Source organism: Bacteroides faecalis (assembly GCF_003865075.1).
Taxonomy (GTDB): Bacteria; Bacteroidota; Bacteroidia; order Bacteroidales; family Bacteroidaceae; genus Bacteroides; species Bacteroides faecalis.
This window is the reverse complement of the sequence record NZ_BHWB01000001.1, coordinates 34,266-56,188: the sequence shown is the minus strand read 5'-3', so window position 1 is coordinate 56,188 and position 21,923 is coordinate 34,266. Positions and strand designations below refer to the sequence as shown.

Below are 21,923 nucleotides of genomic sequence, written 5' to 3'. Positions count from 1 at the left end.
CAAAATACAGGTAAAGGAACCTCTTAAGATTGCAGTATAGCTGTGGATCTATTTATCTAGTAATAAAGACGTGACAATGGGGATACATATAATGGAGATGATACAAGGGGCTTTCTCTAAACCAACCAATAACTCTGGACTATATATTCACCCAGATTATTGCGGAATATATAAAGAATCTTGGCTATGATGGAATACGATTGATTCAACAGCTCATATATAGAAAAGAAATAAAGATAATGAATGAAGAGAACAAGATAATACTGTATTAAGACGATAACGAAATAATTCGTGTATCGGTGCGCTTTGCTGATGAGGATTTATGGCTGACACTGGCACAGATATATGATACAACAAAACAGAATATCAACCGACATATAGAGAATATCTTAAGCGATGGTGAGTTGGATATTAAACGAACTGTAAAGGAATTCTTGACAGTTTGCCAAGAAGGTAATCGTCGGGTACAGCATAGTATCGTACACTATAATCTTGATATGGTGATTGCCTTAGGATATCGTGCTCAGTCGCAAATGGCTACACGCTTCCTATATAATGCTTCCTCCTTCTAGATACCAGCTAGTTACTTTATTTTGTCCAATTCTGCCGTTTTTACGCGAGTTCTTTCTATTTTTGCATCATTGTTCAGAGATTTATGATGGAGACGATTATAGAAGATGATGAATTGGGTATCTTGGTGATACGTGCTAATCCACGTGCCAGAAGCTTGGTATTCCGTACAAAAAGTGATGCTATTTATGTGTCGGTTCCTCCCGGTACGGCAATAAAGGAAGTCAAACGTGCCATTGAAGATTTACGTAGCAAGTTGCAGGTTTCTCGCCAAAAGTTGATGCGTCCGTTAATAGACTTAAATTATCGTATCGATGCCGAGTTTTTCAAACTCTCTTTGGTTACTGGTGAGAAGGAACAGTTTATGGCTAATTCTAAATTAGGGTATATGCAGATTGTTTGTCCTCCACAAGCAGTCTTTGCAGATGAAGGGTTACAAGATTGGTTGCGCAAAGTGATTGAAGAATCATTAAGAAAAAACGCGAAAGTAATCCTTCCTCACCGTCTGGAATATTTATCTAAACAAAACGGCTTGTTTTATAATAGTGTGAAGATAAACTCAAGCCAAGGACGATGGGGAAGTTGCTCGGTACGAAAGGATATTAATCTGTCATACTATCTGGTCTTATTGCCTTCTCATTTGATTGACTATGTGCTTTTGCATGAATTGTGCCATACACGTGAAATGAATCATAGCGAACGTTTCTGGGGATTGCTGAATCGATTCACTAATGGTAATGCAACGGCTTTGCGGAATGAACTTAGGGGATATCGGACATGTATATAAACATTGAAATATAAGTATCATACAGGCCATTCATCGGAGTGAAACTACAGGAAGAACAAAATAAAGAGGTAAAAAAGATAGAAATAAAGTATATCTTAATAAATGCCCAATATTTGTATTGATTTTGTGATCAAATAGATATAAGAACGTATGAAGTGGTCAATAAAGCATTTACCAAAACGGACTCAGGAGGAGATAAACACCCTACGGGAGCTTATCAAGCACCATGTGTCGTGGTGCGATATGATTATATTATATGGTAGTTATGCACGTGGAGGTTATGTTTTATGGGATGAGAGAGTTGAGTTTGGCGTACATACCTCATACCAGAGTGACTTAGATATTATGGTGGTCATTTCAGAGCCAAACGTAAAGCAGGTAGAAGACAGCTGAGAGATAAAGTTACGTCCAAATATCATAATACTTTTGCTTATCGTCGTTATGCTTCTCCCCAATTCATTGTAGAGTATGCTGATACACTTAATAAAGTCCTCGAGCGTAGTTAGTGTTTCTTTACGGATATAGTGAAAGAGGGAATTAAGATATATGACAACAAAGAGTTTAAATTGGCTAAACCTCGTGAATTGTCGTTCAAAGAGATTAAAAAGTTTGCTATTGATGAGTTTGAAACACACTATTCGCGTGGAAATGAATATTTAGATGCTGGGTACTATTTTAATAATAAGGAACAATATATAGGAGGCTCGTTACAATAAAGATTTTGTTGTAAACAAGGAAGAATATGCCTATATGCTTGAACGAATCGAAATACTCAAAGAGATATCATTTCGTATTTGTACCGAAAAAATAGCCTCTTATGATGAGTTAATCGTACAGGAAGAAGCTTAACTAAAACAAAATAAGGAAAGGGACTCTTCGTTATGAGCTCTTTTGAATGATAAAATAATATACTTTTCTGAGTTTTAATACACACACATGTATTGATCGTGTGAATCCATTCTTATTTTTATTTAGCTAATTGTTTAATTCCATCCTCCTCTTTTTCAAATCGATAACTACCTCCATTCTCACTAAGATCGAATATTGAAACCAATTCTGTCTGATTGTCTACAATCATCAAAGCACTTTGTTCGGCAAAACGGCCCACTTCAACTGTATAAGGCTCGTCCGTTATTGCTTTGCATGAAATCAAACTATCATTGATAAGCAAAGAAATGGAATCGCCAGCAAATCCTTTCACTAGGCTGATTGAATAAGTTTCAATGAAGTGTCGTTCACTCTCTTTCTTTTGTTGGAGTCTCATACTCATATAAATGAAGATAACAACGACAAAGATGACAGCAAAAGCCAAGATTCCGTTGCCTACCATGAATTGCTTATTAGTGTTTAAATGATGTGCCATAACTACTGTTTTTTATAATTGCGGCGTAAAGATACGAAGTTCGTATAGTTAATTCATACTTTTTTTCTTTAATGTTTTGTAGTCGAACATATTATTTATATCTTTGCAACCGAAAACGGATGAAAGGTGGAGGGGCAATTAAGCTCCTTTTTTTGTTCTTAATAGCGAATAAATGATAGAAAAGAAAACTGTTTGTCAGATTGTTGATGAGTGGCTGAAGGGGAAAGATTACTTTTTGGTAGAGGTAACTGTGAGCCCTGATGACAAGATCGTGGTCGAGATCGACCATGCAGAAGGCGTTTGGATTGAAGATTGCGTAGAGCTTAGCCGCTTTATCGAATCGAAACTGAACCGTGAAGAGGAAGATTATGAACTGGAAGTAGGTTCAGCCGGTATCGGACAACCTTTTAAAGTTCTGCAACAGTATTACATTCACATCGGACAAGAAGTGGAAGTAATGACGAAAGACGGACGTAAGCTCGCCGGCATACTGAAAGATGCCGATGAAGAGAAATTTACGGTAGCCGTACAGAAGAAAGTAAAACTGGAAGGAACGAAACGTCCGAAACTGGTAGAAGAGGATGAAACCTTCACTTATGAGCAAATAAAATATACTAAATACTTAATTAGTTTTAAATAGTTATGGCCAAAAAAGAAGAAACAATCAGCTTGATTGATACATTTTCGGAATTTAAAGAACTGAAGAATATTGATAGAACCACTATGGTCAGCGTCCTTGAAGAGTCGTTCCGTAGTGTGATCGCGAAAATGTTTGGCACCGATGAGAATTACGATGTGATCGTGAACCCTGACAAAGGGGACTTTGAGATATGGCGTAATCGTGAAGTTGTGGCCGATGAAGACCTGACAAACCCAAATATGCAGATTTCTCTGACTGAAGCACAGAAAATTGATGCTTCTTACGAAGTGGGTGAAGAGGTAACTGACGAAGTTATCTTTGCAAAGTTTGGCCGTCGTGCTATCCTGAATCTCCGCCAGACACTGGCTTCTAAGATTCTGGAGCTAGAGAAAGACAGTATTTATAACAAATATATTGATAAGGTTGGTACTATCATCAATGCAGAAGTATATCAGATCTGGAAAAAAGAAATGCTGCTTCTCGACGATGAAGGAAACGAACTGCTACTGCCTAAAACTGAACAGATCCCGAGTGATTTCTATCGTAAAGGAGAAACAGCCCGTGCAGTAGTTGCCCGCGTAGACAACAAGAACAATAATCCGAAGATTATCTTGTCACGTACTTCTCCCGTTTTCTTGCAACGCCTGTTTGAAATGGAAGTACCCGAAATCAATGATGGTTTGATTACTATCAAGAAGATTGCCCGCATTCCAGGTGAACGTGCCAAGATCGCGGTAGAATCTTACGATGACAGAATCGACCCCGTAGGAGCCTGCGTAGGTGTAAAGGGTAGTCGTATTCATGGCATTGTTCGTGAGCTTCGCAATGAAAATATCGATGTAATTAACTATACTTCGAATATTTCGTTGTTTATTCAGCGTGCTTTGAGCCCGGCAAAAATTTCTTCTATCCGACTGAATGAGGAAGAGAAGAAAGCAGAAGTATTCCTTAAGCCGGAAGAGGTATCGTTGGCTATTGGTAAAGGCGGTTTGAATATCAAACTGGCCAGTATGTTAACTGAGTACACTATCGATGTGTTCCGTGAGTTGGATGAAAATGTGCAGGATGAAGATATCTATCTGGATGAGTTTAGAGATGAAATCGACGGATGGGTTATTGATGCAATTAAAGCGATCGGTATTGATACGGCGAAGGCTGTATTGAGTGCACCTCGCGAAATGTTGATTGAAAAAACGGACTTGGAAGAAGAGACGGTGGACGAGGTAATACGCATTTTGAAATCGGAGTTTGAAGAAGAACCAGTGCAAGAGTAATTTTATGAATTATTCCAATTGAGAATTCTTCGCTCCATTTATTCATTAAATTTATAATATGACGATAAGGTTAAATAAAGTTACAAGAGATTTGAATGTAGGAATCGCGACGGTAGTTGAGTTCTTACAGAAAAAAGGGTATACCGTTGAGGCTAATCCTAATACAAAAATTAGCGAGGAGCAATACGCTATACTCGTGAAGGAGTTTAGTACAGATAAGAACCTTAGACTTGAATCGGAGCGTTTCATTCAGGAACGTCAGAATAAGGATCGTAATAAGGCGTCGGTATCGATTGATGGCTTTGAGAAGCGGCAAGAGAAACCGAAGTCGGAAGATGTGATCAAGACAGTCGTACCTGAGGATGCACGTCCGAAGTTTAAACCTGTCGGAAAAATTGATTTAAATAATTTAAGCGGTCGGAAAGTAGAAAAAGAACCGGAAAAGAAGGTTGAACCTAAGAAAGTGGAACCTAAAGTGGTAGAGCAGCCTGTAGTGAAGCCTGAAGTAAAAAAGGAAGAACCGAAGGTAGAAGTTATACCAACTCCCGTTGAACCGGTGGTTGTACCAGAACCTGTAGTGGAAATAAAACCGGCAGAAGTTGAAGAGAAGAAAGTTGTGGAAGAAGTGAAAAAAGAAGAGCCGAAGGTTGAAGTTGTACCTGTGAAGGCGGAAGAACGTAAAGAAGAAAAAGCGGTTGAAGTAGCTCCGGTGAAAGAAGAGCAAGCTGAAACAGAAGCTCCGAAAGAAGATGAAGTCTTCAAGATTCGCCAACCGGAACTGGGTGCGAAGATCAATGTAATCGGTCAGATTGACTTGGCAGCATTAAATCAGTCTACTCGTCCTAAGAAGAAATCAAAGGAAGAAAAACGTCGCGAACGGGAAGAGAAAGAAAAGATCCGTCAGGATCAGAAGAAGTTGATGAAGGAAGCTATCATCAAGGAAATTCGTAAAGATGATAATAAAACACAACCGAAAGGGGGTGGAGGTTCAAAAGATAATGCAGAGAACTCAGCAAATAAGAAGAAACGGAATCGTATCAACAAGGAAAAGGTTGATGTTAATAACGTAGCTACTTCTAACTTTGCAAGTCCGCGGCCAAATACTCAGGGTGGCAGAGGAAATAATGGAGGTAATGCAAATGCCCAAGGTAATAACAAGAAGAATAATAATAAAGAACGCTTCAAGAAGCCGGTCATCAAGCAGGAGGTTAGCGAAGAAGATGTAGCAAAACAAGTAAAAGAAACACTGGCTCGTCTGACAACCAAAGGTAAGAATAAGACCGCTAAGTACCGTAAAGAAAAACGTGAAATGGTATCCAACCGTATGCAAGAGTTGGAGGATCAGGAAATGGCAGAAAGCAAGGTATTGAAGCTGACCGAATTCGTTACTGCTAATGAGTTGGCAACGATGATGGACATTTCTGTGAATCAGGTTATTGCTACTTGTATGAGTATTGGTATGATGGTTTCTATAAACCAACGTCTGGACGCAGAAACTATTAACCTTGTAGCAGAAGAGTTTGGGTTCAAGACTGAATACATCAGTGCAGAAGTTGCACAAGCTGTTGTAGAAGAAGAAGATGCACCGGAAGATTTGTTACCACGTGCTCCGATTGTAACAGTGATGGGACACGTAGATCATGGTAAGACTTCATTGCTTGACTATATTCGTAAAGCGAATGTAATTGCCGGTGAAGCCGGAGGTATTACACAGCATATCGGTGCATATAATGTGAAATTAGAAGACGGACGCCGTATCACATTCCTGGATACTCCGGGTCACGAGGCATTTACCGCAATGCGTGCCCGTGGTGCGAAAGTAACGGATATTGCAATCATCATTGTAGCTGCTGACGATAATGTGATGCCACAAACAAAAGAGGCAATTAACCATGCGATGGCTGCAGGCGTACCTATTGTATTTGCAATCAATAAGGTTGATAAACCTACTGCAAATCCGGATAAGATTAAAGAAGAACTGGCTGCTATGAACTACCTTGTTGAAGAATGGGGAGGTAAATACCAGTCTCAAGACATCTCAGCCAAGAAAGGTATGGGTGTGGAAGACCTAATGGAGAAAGTCTTGCTGGAAGCTGAAATGCTTGATTTGAAGGCAAACCCGAACCGTAATGCTACAGGGTCTATCATCGAATCTTCATTGGATAAGGGACGTGGCTATGTAGCTACAGTATTGGTATCCAACGGTACATTGAAAGTTGGTGATATCGTATTGGCAGGAACTAGCTACGGTCGTGTGAAGGCAATGTTCAACGAGCGTAATCAGCGTATTAAAGAGGCAGGACCTTCTGAACCGGCATTGATTTTGGGATTAAACGGTGCTCCTGCGGCTGGTGATACATTCCATGTAGTCAATACTGACCAGGAAGCTCGTGAAATTACGAATAAACGTGAACAATTGGCACGTGAACAAGGCTTGCGTACACAGAAGATTCTTACTCTGGATGAGTTGGGCCGTCGTATTGCTCTGGGTAACTTCCAGGAATTGAATATCATCGTTAAGGGTGACGTGGATGGTTCAGTGGAAGCATTGAGCGATTCATTGATTAAACTATCTACCGAACAGATTCAGGTAAATGTAATCCATAAGGGTGTGGGAGCAATCTCCGAATCGGATGTATCATTGGCTGCTGCTTCGGACGCGATTATTGTCGGATTCCAGGTACGTCCTTCAGGTGCTGCAGCTAAGATGGCTGAACAGGAAGGTGTTGATATCCGTAAGTATTCTGTCATCTACGATGCAATCGAAGAAGTGAAGTCGGCTATGGAAGGTATGTTAGCTCCGGAATTGAGAGAACAGATAACCGCTACAATCGAAATCCGCGAGGTGTTCAATATTACGAAAGTGGGATTGGTTGCCGGTGCGATGGTGAAGACCGGAAAAGTGAAGAGAAGCGACAAGGCTCGTTTGATTCGCGATGGTATTGTTATCTTTACCGGAAATATCAATGCGCTGAAACGTTTCAAAGACGATGTGAAAGAAGTAGGTACAAACTTCGAATGTGGTATTAGTCTGGTGAACTGCAATGACATGAAAGTGGGTGATATGATCGAAACATTTGAAGAAATAGAAGTGAAACAGACATTGTAAGAATGTTATAAGTGAATGTTATGATATAACAGACGCTGTGATAAAATAAAAAAGGTGGTAATGTGGTACTGTTTGTAGGACACCACCTTACCACCTTATTACTTTATCATCTGTTATCATTCCATTGTTTCCATACTTATCATTTTTCACTTTTAACCTATAACTTTTATAAATGTGACAACAATTGATGTTATTATCCTTATTATAATAGGTGCTGGTGTAGTGGCTGGCTTTATGAAAGGCTTTATTCGCCAGTTGGCTTCTATCCTAGGATTGATTGTTGGTTTGCTGGCTGCTAAAGCTTTGTATACAACGTTGGCGGAAAAGTTCTGTCCTGCACTGACAGACTCGATGACAGTAGCACAGGTGTTGGCTTTTATAATGATATGGATTGCGGTTCCATTGATATTTACATTGGTAGCAACTTTGCTGACCAAGGCAATGGAAGCAATATCATTAGGTTGGCTGAACCGTTGGTTAGGAAGCGGCTTGGGGGCAATAAAGTTTCTGTTGCTGACAAGTTTGGTGATCTGTGTGATAGAGTTTATCGATAGCGATAATAAGTTAATTAGTGCAACAAAAAAGAGAGAATCGTTGTTATATTATCCAATGGAAACGTTTGCAGGAATCTTTTTTCCTGCTGCTAAGAATATGACGCAACAATATATATTAGAGAATAAAGATGCAACAAGAATCCAATAAGAAGAACCCCAAAGAAAAGGACGAACTCGAGAAAAATAAAACCGATAATGAGTTTGTTCGTAAGTTTGCGGAAGAAAAGTACAAATATGGTTTCACCACAGAGGTGCATACGGACATTATTGAGCGTGGACTCAATGAGGATGTGGTTCGTCTGATTTCATCAAAAAAGAATGAACCGGAGTGGTTGCTGGAATTCCGGCTGAAAGCCTATAAGCATTGGCTGACATTGGAGATGCCTACATGGGCACATCTCCGTATTCCTGAAATTGATTATCAGGCTATATCTTATTATGCTGATCCGACAAAGAAAAAAGACGGACCGAAAAGTATGGACGAGGTGGATCCTGAACTGATAAAGACATTCAATAAGCTTGGAATTCCTTTGGAAGAACAGATGGCGTTGAGTGGAATGGCAGTGGATGCTGTGATGGACTCCGTTTCCGTAAAGACTACATTTAAGGAAACCCTGATGGAAAAAGGAATTATCTTCTGTTCTTTTAGTGAGGCTGTACGCGAACACCCCGATTTGGTAAAGAAATACCTTGGTTCGGTAGTTGGCTATCGGGATAATTTCTTTGCGGCATTAAATTCTGCCGTATTCTCAGACGGATCGTTTGTTTATATTCCCAAAGGGGTTCGTTGCCCAATGGAACTTTCTACTTATTTCCGTATCAATGCTGCTAATACCGGACAGTTTGAACGTACACTGATTGTGGCGGATGATGATTCGTATGTTTCTTATCTGGAGGGCTGTACAGCACCGATGAGAGATGAGAATCAATTGCATGCTGCCATTGTCGAAATTGTGGTGCACGATCGTGCCGAAGTGAAGTATAGTACTGTTCAGAACTGGTATCCGGGAGATGCACAAGGTAAGGGCGGTGTTTATAACTTTGTGACTAAACGCGGAAATTGTAAAGGAGTGGACAGTAAATTATCCTGGACACAAGTGGAAACAGGTTCGGCAATCACTTGGAAATATCCTTCTTGTATTCTGACGGGTGATAATTCGACTGCAGAATTCTATTCTGTAGCAGTGACGAATAACTATCAACAGGCTGATACCGGTACGAAGATGATTCATTTAGGTAAGAATACCCGTAGTACAATAGTAAGTAAGGGGATCTCTGCGGGACGGAGTGAGAACTCTTACCGTGGCTTGGTTCGGGTAGCGGAAAAAGCTGATAATGCCCGTAATTATAGTCAGTGCGACTCTTTATTATTGGGCGATAAGTGTGGAGCGCATACATTCCCGTATATGGATATTCATAATGAAACTGCTGTGGTAGAGCATGAAGCTACCACCAGCAAAATTAGTGAAGACCAGATATTCTATTGCAATCAACGCGGTATCCCGACAGAAGATGCGATAGGCCTGATTGTAAACGGATATGCGAAAGAAGTATTGAATAAGCTTCCGATGGAGTTTGCGGTAGAAGCACAGAAGTTGCTTACTATTTCCTTAGAAGGAAGTGTAGGGTAAATGAGTTAATTTTAAAGATTATGTTAGAGATAAAAGACCTGCATGCCAGCATTAATGGCAAAGAGATATTGAAAGGCATTAACTTGACGGTAAGACCGGGCGAGATACATGCAATTATGGGACCGAATGGTTCAGGTAAAAGTACTCTTTCTTCCGTTCTGGTAGGAAATCCCGCTTTTGAGGTGACGAAAGGTTCTATTACTTTTGATGGTAAAAATTTGCTGGAGTTGAGCCCGGAAGACCGTAGCCACGAAGGTATTTTCCTTAGTTTCCAATATCCGGTAGAGATTCCGGGGGTAAGCATGGTAAACTTTATGCGTGCGGCTGTGAATGAACAGCGTAAATATAAAGGGCTGCCTGCATTGACTGCCAGCGAGTTTCTGAAACTGATGCGTGAGAAACGTGCTGTGGTGGAATTGGATAATAAATTGGCTAACCGTTCTGTGAATGAAGGTTTTTCGGGTGGAGAAAAGAAACGGAATGAGATATTCCAGATGGCAATGTTGGAACCGCGTTTGAGTATTCTTGATGAAACAGATTCCGGATTGGATATTGATGCTCTTCGTATTGTAGCAGAAGGGGTTAATAAACTGAAGACTCCCGAAACTAGTACTATCGTCATTACCCACTATCAACGTTTACTTGATTATATCAAGCCGGATATTATCCATGTGCTTTATAAAGGTCGTATCGTAAAAACCGCCGGACCGGAACTTGCACTGGAATTGGAAGATAAGGGGTATGATTGGATTAAGAAAGAATTAGGAGAATAATGATGAATGCTGAACAACAATACATAGATCTATTCTCACAAACGGAAGCGATGATCTGCAAACATAGCGCTGAAGTGCTCAATGCACTTCGTGCTGAGGCTTTTGCAGACTTTGAGCGACTCGGATTTCCGAACCGTAAGATAGAGAAGTATAAATATACAGATGTAAGCAAGTATTTTGAACCGGATTTCGGGTTGAACCTAAATCGCTTGTCTATTCCGGTGAATCCGTATGAAGTGTTTAAGTGCGATGTGCCTAACATGAGTACTGCTTTGTATTTTGTGGTGAACGACGCGTTCTATAATAAGGCTCTTCCTAAAATAAATTTGCCTGAAGGTGTGATATTCGGTAGCTTGAAAGAAGTTGCAGAACAACAGCCTGATCTGATCAGGAAATATTATGGTAAGTTGGCAGATACTTCCAAAGATGGTGTAACAGCATTCAATACTACTTTTGCCCAAGATGGTGCTATTCTCTATGTGCCTAAGAATGTAGTGGTGAAGAAGCCTATCCAACTCGTAAATATCCTTCGTGCTGATGTGAACTTTATGGTAAATCGCCGGGTACTAATTATCTTGGAAGAGGGTGCACAAGCTCGTTTATTGATCTGTGACCATGCGATGGATAATGTAAACTTCCTGGCAACTCAGGTGATTGAGGTGTTTGCCGGAGAAAATTCGGTATTTGATATGTATGAGTTGGAAGAGACACATACAAGTACAGTTCGTATTAGCAATTTATATGTAAAGCAAGAGGCAAATAGTAATGTTTTGCTGAATGGGATGACTCTTCATAACGGAACGACCCGTAATACAACTGAAGTCGTATTGGCTGGTGAAGGTGCCGAAATCAATCTTTGTGGTATGGCAATCGCTGATAAGAATCAACATGTGGATAATAATACGTCTATCGATCATGCTGTACCTAATTGTACCAGCAATGAACTATTTAAATATGTATTGGATGATCAGGCGGTCGGTGCTTTTGCTGGATTGGTACTAGTACGTCCAGATGCTCAGCATACAAATTCACAGCAAACCAACCGTAACTTATGTGCTACTCGCGATGCACGTATGTACACTCAGCCGCAACTTGAAATTTATGCAGATGATGTAAAGTGTTCACATGGTGCGACGGTAGGACAGTTGGACGAGAATGCTTTATTCTATATGCGTACACGTGGAATTGCTGAGAAAGAAGCGCGGTTGTTATTAATGTTTGCATTTGTCAATGAAGTCATTGATACGATTCGCTTGGATGCACTTAAAGATCGTTTACATCTGTTAGTTGAGAAACGTTTCCGGGGTGAACTGAATAAGTGTCAGGGCTGTGCGATCTGTAAATAGAGTTTATACGGAACACTAATCTTTAATAATTGAAATTCATGGATGTTCAGAAGATACGCGAAGACTTTCCGATATTGAGTCGTACAGTTTATGGTAAGCCGTTGGTTTACTTAGATAATGCTGCGACTACTCAGAAGCCTCGCTTGGTGATTGACTCGTTAGTGGATGAATATTATTCCGTTAATGCTAATGTACATCGCGGTGTGCATTATTTATCCCAACAGGCTACGGAATTACATGAATCTTCTCGCGAAACTGTACGCCAATTTATTAATGCGCATAGTACCAATGAGGTCATTTTTACGCGGGGAACGACGGAAAGTATTAACTTGTTAGTCTCCAGTTTTGGTGACGAGTTTATGCAAGAAGGAGATGAAGTGATTCTCTCGGTGATGGAACATCATAGTAATATTGTACCTTGGCAGTTATTGGCTGCCCGCAAGGGAATTGCTATTAAAGTAATTCCAATGAATGATAAAGGCGAATTATTGCTGGATGAATATGAAAAGTTATTCTCTGAGCGTACTAAGATTGTCAGTGTAATGCAAGTATCAAATGTACTTGGCACTGTAAATCCGGTGAAGGAGATGATTAAGATAGCACATGAACATGGTGTACCATTCTTGGTGGACGCTGCTCAGTCTATTCCTCATATGAAGGTAGACGTACAGGAACTGGATGCAGATTTTCTTGTGTTCTCTGGTCATAAAATCTATGGTCCGACAGGAGTGGGAGTACTCTATGGGAAAGAGGAATGGTTGGACCGTTTGCCGCCATATCAAGGAGGAGGAGAGATGATTCAGCATGTCTCCTTTGAAAAGACGACCTTCAATGAACTTCCTTTTAAGTTTGAAGCTGGTACTCCGGATTATATCGGCACTACCGGATTGGCGAAAGCACTTGACTATGTAAATGGTATCGGTATCGAGCAGATTGCGGCTCATGAGCATGAATTGACTACGTATGCTCTGAAACGATTGAAAGAGATTCCTGATATGCGTATTTTTGGTGAAGCTGCTGATAGAGGAGCTGTTATTTCATTCCTTGTAGGTGATATTCACCATTTCGATCTAGGGACTCTATTGGATCGTTTGGGGATTGCTGTTCGTACAGGACACCATTGCGCACAACCGTTGATGCAACGTCTTGGTATTGAAGGAACAGTCCGGGCTTCTTTTGCTTTATATAACACAAAAAATGAAATAGATGTGTTAGTGGCTGGAATTGATAGAGTCCGTCGAATGTTTTGAGGAACATTTATAGGAGGAGGTCATACGAATTCTTTAGATGCACTATAGTACAAATTCATTGTTTATGGATTGATGGAGTAAATCCTATAAAAATGGCATGAGAAATGAAACACCGAGATTCATTTACACATGCCATTTTCTTATTTTTCGAGCATTTGCTGAATATCCTCTTTTAACTATATATTATTTATAACATGGATAATGATGGCTTTTACAGAAAATACTTGCTGTCCTCATTTTGTATGTCGTTAATATAGTACTTTCCGTCCTTCTTGATAACTTCAACCGTCACTTCTCTCATCTCCGCATATTGGGGAGTTTTATAACCGACACGATAGGTATTTGCTTTATCCAAAGGCCTCACCTTGAGAGATGAACGCCACAGATATTCAAAATCAAAACCTCTTATTAACAGATCATATTCTTTGTATCCGTCTAATCTGTTAGATTCTTCTGCCTTGTTAAACAGCTCCTGGGCTTTGGAAGTGAGATTTTCTGTACGTAAGGCAGCCAATTCTTGTTGTAAGTTGGGAATCAGGCAACCGTACTTGGCTGTGTAAAGTTCATAGAAACTCTTTACGAAAGCGAAAGGTTCGCTATGGTCCACGGTCGGAAAGGTGCTCGCATGACACCACAGGCTGTCACCGTACATCTGGCCTTCGTATTGTGGCGTGATGTAGGCTATCAGGCACCGGTCGTTCTCCTTGACCACCTTCACAGGAATATTATATTGCTGCTCATACTCTCCACCTTTTCCAAAAGTGTATTTCACCATGTACCAGTCGTTTCCCAACTCCTTTATCTTTAGTGTCTCACATGAGTCCTCCGGTACATCCTGAGCGCGAATAACAGCATTTATATCTGTATTAGCACCCATTCTCCAGATTTTATTCTGCATTGCTTCTGTCATGTACTCAGTGTGCAGTTTAAGTATCTGTTCACGTCTTGATGAAGGAGAGAGGTAACCGCTATAAAACTTCTTCAACATTGCGACCGCTTTTGAGTTTGCAATAGGGGTGTCGATAGTTTCTTTTTCTTGCAGTTTTATGTTGTTTTCACTGCTAGACTCGTTTAATGCCACCTCTTTTTGTGATGAATCGGTGATGTTCTTTTTGCTCTTTTCTCCCCCGTATGAGATGACAGATAATGTGATTATCAGTAAGAAGAATATTTTTACTCTAACCATGCTGTTTGAATTTTAGTTATAAAATCTGAGAATTGTATAGTTGTTTGCATTTCCATTGCTTTATTCCGCAGTCAGTTCAATGACACGACTATGAGTCTGGTTCGTGGTAAACGCATTAATTCCCACTTTCATCAGATAATCACCGGAATAAGTCTTTTCATTGGCTACCAAATTTGAATTCTTGTTTGGCATTAGATTGATTTCCTTTACCTTATACATCTTTTTTGCATCCAATCCTTGAAGTCTTACAGGGAATAACTTTTCGCCGAAGCGTGGATGGATATCGTATGTATATAATACAGCTTTTGAAGCATCAGGAGCGGCATACATTATAGCCATATGATTTCCGTCATATGGAGAAACAAGTCTGTATTGATCACCATCTAAGATTACCGATTTCAAACGTTTCCAGTTAGCTACTGCATTTTGGCAATAAGCCAGTTCGTCGGCATTTAACTCTTTCAAACCAAGGTCGAAGCCAAGCTTACACATACTTGCCACATCGGTACGGAACTTAACACTGGTATTTTTATTCCAACTGGTTACGTGTGCACACATTGCTTTAGACGGGAAAATTTGTGAGAATCCCCATTGGATGAAGATACGTTCTACAGGATCAGTATTATCACTGCACCAGAACTCTGTGAAATATTTCAGAGCTTCATAATCACAACGTGCACCACCACCGGAGCAGAGCATCATTGGTACATTGGGATATTTGTCTTTGATACGATTCAGTACATTATATATACCCCGCACGTGATTGATATAAAGCTGGGCCTGTTTGTCTTTCAGATAGGGAGAGTAAACATTGGTAATCGGAGAGTTACAGTCCCATTTGAAGAATGCTACTTCCGGGTTTTCTGTCAGAATATTATCTACAACACCGAATACAAAGTCTTGTACTTTTGGATTACTAAGGTCAAGTACTAATTGGTTACGGTAATAATAAGTTTCACGATTTGGAAGATGTATTGCCCAATCAGGATGTTTCTCGAATAAATCACTTCTAGGGTTTACCATTTCCGGTTCAATCCAGATACCGAATCTTACTCCGGCTTCTTTGGCGGATTTTACAAGAGCAGGAATACCACCGGGCAGTTTTGATTTCATGACTTCCCAATCACCAAGTCCAGCATGATCATCATTACGAGGATGTTTGTTGCCAAACCAGCCGTCATCAAGTAAGAACATATCTACACCAAGATGTTTAGCTTCTTTCATTAGTTCCCCAAGTAGCTCTTCGTTAAAGTTGAAGTAAGTGTTTTCCCAGTTATTCAGCAGAGTGAGGCGATCACCCTGACCATCTTTCAGTTGGTAATTACGCGCCCAAGCATGAAGATTACGGCTAGCTTCTCCTGTACCATTGTTGCTGAAAGTGAATATGAATTCCGGTGTAGAGAAAACTTCGTTAGCTTTCAATTCATAGTAGGAAGCATAGGGGTTGATGGCAGGAATAACACGCAGATTGCCTACATTATCTACTTCAAAAGTGAATTGGAAGTTTCCGGTCCAGCCAAGAGTACCCAACATTACACGCCCTTGTTGCTCTTGTACCGGTTGGTCCAGGCCAAGTTCGAAGAAAGGATGTGTGTGCATCGCAGCTCGGCTTCCCAGTTTGGTATCAATCACTTTTTTCCCAAACATTAGAGGCTGTGTACTCATTCTAGCTTCTTTTGCCCAATCGCTACTGAACTCAGTCAGATAATAATTGGTGTTGGAAAAATAAAGCATGGTCGAAGCATAACGCCATAGATTGATAGGTTTCTTTTCGCTATGTTTGATTTCACTCCAAGTCTTTATAACATTTTCTTTCGGATAAGCGATGTAATGTAGTGTTACTTCCACCGGATACTGGTCGTCTTTTAGATTAATCACTGTTTCTGTTCCCCCCTTTACTTCTTTCTGCTCGGCAGAAACATAACGGAATATTGTACTTGGATTTCCGTCGTAATGGGTAATTGCTACAGCCGGTTCGAAGTAATCTTCAGCGCCAGAACCTGGATATACTTCCCAACCGCGAGTAGATACACTACCGTCCGAACCACCTTTTACGGCATAAGAGAAGTTGTTGATATCCTGTTCGTTCAATAACTTATCTCCAAGATAAGATTGATACAGACGTCCGTTGGGTGCAACTTGTAAGATTAAGTCTGTGTTGTTCGTGGAAATACGGAGGATTTTCTTTTCTTGAGCATTTATCTGTGCTAACATAGATAAAGCCATCAATAATACAAATAATTTCTTCATGTGTTTTTAATAATAAATTGGGCTAGTTTGCAAATAGATTAAGCGAATCGCAAAGATAATGATTATATTTATTATGTCTGAATAACTTTAGGATTTAAGTTTGTACCGGGCTCTCTGGCAAATGGGTTTAAAAAGTTGCCATTACCACCAGACCTGTTTCCCATTCTCATACGTAAATATACGCTCTTCTTCTCCTTTTGTCAGATCTCTCAGCCAATAGAGACCACCTGTGGGGACGTTTTTATATTCTAGCGTTACCGTATTAGCTTTCTGTTTTCCAAGTGAGTTCCAATGTCCGTTGCCCCAATAAAACAATTCATAGGTGTCTCCTATGTCGATTGTATTTCCATCACCGCGGGCTGTGAAAAGAATCTTTTCAATATCTACAGGTTTTCCAAAATCCATACCTACCCATGCTCCGTTAGATGTCGGCGCATCGAAGGAAGTCAATAGGTTATGGTCGAATACTTTCGTTTTATTGTAATTCTCATTATTATTCCAAGCACCATCTGTACCTATTATTTCCCCTTCGATAAACGAATGGTTTTCTCTTTCTACAAAGTATATCTCTGCTATGTTACAATTGCAGTATTCTTCAGGCTGGTAGTATCGCCAATACCTATACTTCCCGCAAGAATCAGGAATATTGGCTTCCATACCTATCGTCCCCCATTGCTTAATTTTATGAACGATCTTGGCATTCTTGAAATCTGGATTATCTGCAACTTGAAATTCACCGTTGTACACTCTTTCCGCTCCTTCATTCAGATGTGGAAAAACAGGGTATTTTCTATGTAACACCAATGTCTGCCGTTTCAGTGTGTCCGGAATCAATTTTTTCATTTCTCCTTTGTAAGTCAATACAAAAGGATCGGCTATTGCTAATTGCCATTCATTCTCTTCATAATATACAGGTAAGTACACAATGTTTTTCCCCATATTCTTGAAGTGTACTTTGCCATGTTTTATTCGGGCAAAATCAATTGGCGTCCATGTATGGTTATTGAAGACTGAGAGATAAGCAAATTTCCCATTCTTTCCATTTACTTCTAGTTCCACATCCACGCAGTCTGTGTATTCCGGTGTAACATCTTTGATGAAAGGTGTGGAGAAAGTGTAGGGAATGTATTTTTCCGTTGCTTGTAATTCTTCTAATTCTGAATTTGCTGCATATGTTCTTCTGAATGCTTTTGCCATATGTTCATCCAGTTTGTGTGGATCGCCCGGATTGGTGTCTGCACCGCCGAATGACAAATTCTTCCCGTTGTTGTTCAATAGTACATTCCATGTATGTCCCATAGAGCGGAAAGGCCATTGAGGAGTAAAATCGGAAAAAACAGGTATTCCGTTACTTCTGAAAACGGCAGTTGCAATCTCCGTATAATCGTCGCACATACCGAAAGGAAGTTTCACTCTTGTGGACATCCGGTAGACTGGTGTCATTCTTGAAGGTACCAAAACCGGATGAAGACTATTTTTCAAATTGGCGTTCACTTGAATAGCGGCCCGTAGAGCTGAATTCTTGTACAGATCACAATACTCCAGATTCTCTAACTTTTGATTGTAAGTAGTTTTTAGATATTCTTTCCAGTTATCTAAACTTTGAAGGTCTTCTGTTTTATATGGAAGCAGACATTCGCAAAACTGTTCAAAATTTAAATGTTTACTCCAAGGCCCTTCTTGCCATTGGGCAAAAGCTGTATCAATGTTAGCTATTAAATACTCAGATGTGATTATTTCTATATCCGGTACAGTATCCTCTTTAATAATCGTACAAAATCTATCTGATATTTTTTCCAAAGAATATTTTATTTCATCAACGTTATGGTTCCTCATTACATTGAGTGTAGAATCTATTGCATCGTAGTATTTGACGATTGAACTATCTGCCAGAGAGTAATGCCCGGGCATGTTACGGATTAAAAACTTGGCAGCTTCCAGTTTTAGTGAATCATACTGATAGTGTTCTAAAACTTTCTCTAATTCCGGGCGATTACTTTTGGCAAGACTCAAAGCTTTTTCTATCCGGACATCGTGGTTCTGACAACCATATAATAAGAGAGTGACAGCGATAATATAACAGCTGATTTTTATTTTATTGTTTATTGACATATTTGTTGTATTTATAAAGTTCGGTCCTTTAAGATTTTTGTTTTAAAGAATTTAGTACAGCATCGATTCACCACAAGTGTTTGTAAATAGTAGTTTTCTCTGTTTCCCTTTCTTTAATTATAAAGATTAAATATACATTGGAGGATATTACATTACCCTTACCTACCAATAAACAGCGGCAAGTTAAAGAAAATCTTTTAGAAGACCAAAAATAAATGTGCAAACATTCATGTTGTTATATATTATTGAATATATTCTATCTTTGTGGGGATTGAATAGAGTGGCTTTATAATGATTATATTTAGCTTATTTACATTACTGTAGTTTGCTGATTTGGATTTATGAGACAAGAAAAATGTACGAATATAAATAAATTTATTAATTGTTGCTACTGATAACAGATATTAAGAAGTAATTGCGACTTTTTTCATCGGGTGAGATATGCCAGCACAAAGTAATTTCGATAGTTCATTATTCCCGAAAACAGATGAAAGGAATATCCAGATAGTTATCTGACGATAGATAATAGTATAATTATTCTAATCATATACTTCTATGACTGCCTTTGATATATTAGTTTCAATTAATTTGTTTATTTCATCAGAAATCTATACTTTTAGAGTCATAAACCCTTTAAAAATTAATTCTATGGATAACATTCTTTTTTGGCTGGTTCCAGCCGCTTCTGTGTTAGCCCTCTGTTTTGCTTATTATTTCCATAAGCAGATGATGAAAGAGAGTGAAGGTACTCCTCAAATGATAAGGATAGCTGCTGCCGTTCGTAAAGGTGCGATGTCATATCTGAAACAGCAGTATAAAATTGTAGGTTTTGTGTTTTTGGGATTGGTTGTTTTGTTTTCTATTATGGCGTATGGATTTAATGTCCAGAATAGTTGGGTGCCAATAGCATTTCTAACAGGTGGTTTCTTTTCGGGTCTTTCCGGTTTTCTGGGAATGAAAACTGCAACATACGCTTCCGCACGAACTGCAAATGCTGCCCGTAACTCGCTGAATGCCGGACTGAGAATTGCTTTCCGTAGTGGTGCAGTGATGGGTTTGGTAGTCGTTGGCCTTGGATTACTCGATATTTCTTTCTGGTATCTGCTCTTGAATGAGGTAATTCCTGCCGATGCTTTGACACCAACTCATAAACTCTGCATAATCACTACTACAATGCTTACTTTCGGAATGGGAGCTTCTACACAGGCGCTCTTTGCTCGTGTAGGTGGTGGTATTTATACGAAAGCTGCCGATGTAGGTGCTGACTTGGTTGGTAAAGTGGAAGCAGGTATTCCCGAAGATGATCCTCGAAATCCTGCAACAATTGCCGATAACGTAGGTGATAATGTAGGTGATGTTGCGGGTATGGGCGCTGATTTGTACGAATCATATTGCGGATCTATCTTGGCAACGGCTGCATTGGGTGCTGCGGCTTTCATCCATTCCGATGATACTGCCATGCAGTTTAAAGCGGTGATAGCTCCGATGTTGATAGCAGCTGTCGGCATTATCCTATCGATTATTGGTATTTTCTCTGTACGGACAAAAGAGAATGCAACAATGAAAGATCTTCTTGGCTCTTTGGCGTGGGGAACGAATCTTAGTTCAGTGCTCATTGTGATTGCAACTTTCTTTATCTTATGGCTTTTGCAATTGGATAACTGGATGTGGATTTCGGGTGCAGTGGTCGTTGGCTTGCTAGTTGGAGTTATTATCGGTCGTTCTACGGAGTATTATACTTCCCAATCTTATCGTCCTACTCAACGATTGAGCGAGAGTGGCAAGACCGGACCTGCTACCGTAATTATTTCCGGCATTGGCTTAGGAATGATTTCTACGGCTATTCCTGTTATAGCTGTAGTTATCGGCATTATCGCTTCCTATCTGTTGGCTGCCAATGGAGATTTTGAGAATGTTGGAATGGGACTGTATGGAATCGGTATTGCTGCCGTTGGTATGCTTTCTACACTTGGTATCACCTTGGCAACGGATGCTTACGGACCGATAGCTGATAATGCAGGTGGTAATGCTGAAATGTCTGGTCTGGGTGCTGAAGTTCGTAAGCGTACTGACGCACTTGATTCCCTGGGGAATACGACTGCAGCTACCGGAAAAGGATTCGCTATCGGTTCTGCTGCTCTTACGGGCTTGGCACTTCTGGCATCCTATATTGAAGAGATTCGTATCGGACTCACAAGATTGGGAAATACAAACTTGGTTTTCGCAGATGGAGATTCGGTAAGCACAGCTAATGCTACATTTATAGACTTTATGAGCTATTATGAAGTGAATCTGATGAATCCCAAAGTCCTTTCGGGTATGTTTATCGGTTCGATGATGGCTTTCCTATTCTGCGGATTGACAATGAATGCAGTGGGAAGGGCGGCAGGACATATGGTAGATGAAGTCCGCCGTCAGTTCCGTGAAATAAAGGGAATTCTTACCGGAGAGACAGAACCTGACTATGAACGTTGCGTGGCTATCTCAACAAAAGGTGCACAGCGGGAGATGGTAGTCCCTTCATTGATTGCTATAGTTGCTCCTATCTTAACAGGATTCATTTTGGGTGTACCGGGTGTTCTTGGATTGTTGATAGGTGGTCTGAGTAGTGGATTTGTACTAGCCATCTTTATGGCAAATGCCGGAGGTGCATGGGATAATGCGAAGAAATATGTAGAAGAAGGAAACTTAGGAGGGAAAGGCGGTGAAGTGCATAAGGCAACAGTGGTTGGCGATACAGTTGGAGATCCATTTAAAGATACTTCAGGGCCGAGTTTGAATATATTGATCAAGCTTATGAGTATGGTTGCTATCGTAATGGCTGGTCTGACGGTGGCGTGGAGTCTATTTTAATAGGTAGCACTGATTGAGTTTCATTTAAATCTATCTTTTTACTTATAAAAAATATACATCCTTATCAACCTATCACCATATTTCTAAAAGTCTTTATTTGTAGACTTTGAAATGGTGATAGGTTATTTCGTATAAAACATTAATAGATATCTTTCTGAGTATTAATAGAAAACTTTCTGGTTCCTAAATGAAAACTTGCTTTTGATTAAGAGAATTCTATAAATG

The 21,923-nt window shown here is 39.9% G+C and carries 16 protein-coding genes and 1 pseudogene; 13 read left to right on the top strand and 4 right to left on the bottom strand.

Annotated features, from left to right (window positions below; translation table 11 throughout):
• Positions 1–284: 284 nt before the first annotated feature.
• The 4 genes and pseudogenes from rhuM to EJF25_RS25265 all read left to right on the top strand — a co-directional run.
• A pseudogene (gene rhuM, locus EJF25_RS00240) lies at positions 285–548 on the top strand (RhuM family protein); the annotation flags it as partial.
• A gap of 110 nt (positions 549–658) precedes the next feature.
• Positions 659–1,357, top strand: a complete 699-nt coding sequence (locus EJF25_RS00235) for a YgjP family zinc-dependent metalloprotease (protein ID WP_125039897.1) — start codon at positions 659–661, stop codon at positions 1,355–1,357.
• 150 nt (positions 1,358–1,507) lie between these two features.
• Positions 1,508–1,750, top strand: a complete 243-nt coding sequence (locus tag EJF25_RS25270; protein WP_235016658.1) for a nucleotidyltransferase domain-containing protein — start codon at positions 1,508–1,510, stop codon at positions 1,748–1,750.
• Positions 1,751–1,881: 131 nt separating this feature from the next.
• Positions 1,882–2,073, top strand: a complete 192-nt coding sequence (locus tag EJF25_RS25265) for a hypothetical protein (RefSeq protein WP_235016657.1) — start codon at positions 1,882–1,884, stop codon at positions 2,071–2,073.
• Positions 2,074–2,324: 251 nt separating this feature from the next.
• Here the strand turns inward: EJF25_RS25265 and EJF25_RS00225 are convergent, their stop codons facing one another.
• Positions 2,325–2,720, bottom strand: coding sequence for a hypothetical protein (locus tag EJF25_RS00225; protein WP_125039530.1), 396 nt, complete (start codon positions 2,718–2,720; stop codon positions 2,325–2,327).
• A 172-nt stretch (positions 2,721–2,892) separates the two neighbouring features.
• On the opposite strand from EJF25_RS00225, the gene rimP reads away from it, so the two are divergent.
• The 8 genes from rimP to EJF25_RS00185 all read left to right on the top strand — a co-directional run bounded on the left by rimP (position 2,893) and on the right by EJF25_RS00185 (position 13,297).
• On the top strand, positions 2,893–3,360 hold the full coding sequence (gene rimP / locus EJF25_RS00220) for a ribosome assembly cofactor RimP (protein WP_125039529.1): 468 nt from the start codon (positions 2,893–2,895) through the stop codon (positions 3,358–3,360).
• Between the two features lie 2 nt (positions 3,361–3,362).
• Positions 3,363–4,634, top strand: coding sequence for a transcription termination factor NusA (gene nusA, locus EJF25_RS00215; protein ID WP_125039528.1), 1,272 nt, complete (start codon positions 3,363–3,365; stop codon positions 4,632–4,634).
• Between the two features lie 58 nt (positions 4,635–4,692).
• Positions 4,693–7,743 (top strand): translation initiation factor IF-2, encoded by a 3,051-nt coding sequence (gene infB / locus EJF25_RS00210; RefSeq protein ID WP_125039527.1) that lies wholly within the window; start codon positions 4,693–4,695, stop codon positions 7,741–7,743.
• 174 nt (positions 7,744–7,917) lie between these two features.
• Complete coding sequence (locus EJF25_RS00205; RefSeq protein WP_125039526.1) at positions 7,918–8,445, top strand: CvpA family protein; 528 nt, start codon at positions 7,918–7,920, stop codon at positions 8,443–8,445.
• Complete coding sequence (gene sufB / locus EJF25_RS00200; protein WP_125039525.1) at positions 8,426–9,928, top strand: Fe-S cluster assembly protein SufB; 1,503 nt, start codon at positions 8,426–8,428, stop codon at positions 9,926–9,928. The genes EJF25_RS00205 and sufB overlap by 20 nt, the downstream gene beginning before the upstream one ends.
• 20 nt (positions 9,929–9,948) lie before the next feature.
• A complete protein-coding gene (sufC, locus tag EJF25_RS00195; protein ID WP_125039524.1) occupies positions 9,949–10,701 on the top strand; it encodes a Fe-S cluster assembly ATPase SufC in 753 nt (250 codons plus the stop codon).
• A 2-nt stretch (positions 10,702–10,703) separates the two neighbouring features.
• Positions 10,704–12,047, top strand: a complete 1,344-nt coding sequence (gene sufD / locus EJF25_RS00190) for a Fe-S cluster assembly protein SufD (protein WP_125039896.1) — start codon at positions 10,704–10,706, stop codon at positions 12,045–12,047.
• A gap of 38 nt (positions 12,048–12,085) precedes the next feature.
• The gene (locus tag EJF25_RS00185) at positions 12,086–13,297 is read left to right on the top strand and encodes a cysteine desulfurase (protein WP_125039523.1); all 1,212 of its coding nucleotides are present in this window, start codon (positions 12,086–12,088) and stop codon (positions 13,295–13,297) included.
• Positions 13,298–13,508: 211 nt separating this feature from the next.
• Here the strand turns inward: EJF25_RS00185 and EJF25_RS00180 are convergent, their stop codons facing one another.
• The 3 genes from EJF25_RS00180 to EJF25_RS00170 form a co-directional block, all read right to left on the bottom strand.
• Positions 13,509–14,483 carry a DUF3828 domain-containing protein gene (locus tag EJF25_RS00180; protein WP_125039522.1) on the bottom strand — a complete coding sequence of 325 codons (975 nt, stop codon included), beginning with the start codon at positions 14,481–14,483 and terminating at the stop codon, positions 13,509–13,511.
• 60 nt (positions 14,484–14,543) lie between these two features.
• Positions 14,544–16,733: an alpha-galactosidase gene (locus EJF25_RS00175; protein WP_125039521.1), complete on the bottom strand. Its 2,190-nt coding sequence runs from the start codon at positions 16,731–16,733 to the stop codon at positions 14,544–14,546.
• A gap of 141 nt (positions 16,734–16,874) precedes the next feature.
• Positions 16,875–18,845 carry a discoidin/SUN/FTP domain-containing protein gene (locus EJF25_RS00170; protein ID WP_235016656.1) on the bottom strand — a complete coding sequence of 657 codons (1,971 nt, stop codon included), beginning with the start codon at positions 18,843–18,845 and terminating at the stop codon, positions 16,875–16,877.
• A 648-nt stretch (positions 18,846–19,493) separates the two neighbouring features.
• Here EJF25_RS00170 and EJF25_RS00165 point away from each other — a divergent pair.
• Positions 19,494–21,698: a sodium-translocating pyrophosphatase gene (locus EJF25_RS00165; RefSeq protein WP_125039520.1), complete on the top strand. Its 2,205-nt coding sequence runs from the start codon at positions 19,494–19,496 to the stop codon at positions 21,696–21,698.
• Positions 21,699–21,923: the final 225 nt, after the last annotated feature.